The organism is Chryseobacterium sp. BGARF1 (assembly GCF_001677955.1).
Classification (GTDB): Bacteria; Bacteroidota; Bacteroidia; order Flavobacteriales; family Weeksellaceae; genus Chryseobacterium.
In genome coordinates this window covers 1-969 of sequence record NZ_LELA01000144.1, presented here as the reverse complement: position 1 = coordinate 969, position 969 = coordinate 1, and the positions used below count along the sequence as shown (strand labels likewise).

1 pseudogene is annotated in these 969 nt (G+C 37.0%); it reads left to right on the top strand.

Annotation, left to right across the window (positions count from 1 at the left end):
* Positions 1 to 969 (top strand): annotated as a pseudogene (locus AB671_RS22565) (RHS repeat-associated core domain-containing protein); the annotation flags it as partial.

The window sequence follows — 969 nt, the reverse complement described above, 5'->3', positions numbered from 1 at the left end:
ACGCCAATGCAGATGGGGAGGTGAAAAAATATACTGCTACATTTGATTATTCTACATTCGTTTCTGAAATTGTTTTATCATCAGTCGGCTATGGAGCTAATCAATTGTACAAAAATACGGTAACCGATGAAGATGGGAATAAAACCATTGAGTTTAAAAATGGACAGGGACAAACCATCTTGGTAAGAAAAATGCTTGACGATGTTACAAAAGTAGATACTTATTACGTTTATAATGATTACAATCAATTGGCATATGTTATCCCGCCATTGGCGGTTTCAGCTAATGCAGTTGATAATACTACTTTAAACAATCTTTGCTACCAATATAAATATGATGGCAGAAATCGTTTGGTAGAAAAGAGGCTTCCTGGAAAAGGCTGGGAGTATATGGTGTATGACAAAGCAGACCGATTAATCTTTACACAAGATGCGGTAATGCATCCCTCCGACAAATGGCTTTTTTCTAAATATGACAATTTTGGAAGAGTTATCTATACCGGTATTGTAAGAGGAGAAGGCAGCAGACAAGCTTTGCAAAACATGATCAACAATTTGGTTATTACTGAATATCGCGGTGGAGGATTTTCCAGAAATGGAATGCGAATTTATTATTCTAATGTGATGTTTCCCTATCTTGAAACGGTATTATCTGTCAATTATTATGATACCTATCCCTCCGATGCCCCTCCAATCCCTACCGAGATTTTGGGGCAAGGTATTCTTTCACAGGATGCTCAAAATTCAAATACCAGTACTCAAAGTTTACCCGTAGCTTCTTATGTGAAAAACATCGAAGATGATAACTGGACAAAAAACTATACCTGGTACGACCAAAAAGGAAGAGCAATCGGAAGTCATTCTATCAATCATTTGGGAGGCTATACCAAGACGGAATCTGAACTTGATTTTTCGGGAACACCAAAGATGGCTATTACTAAACATAAAAGGTTAGATAGTGATACCGAAA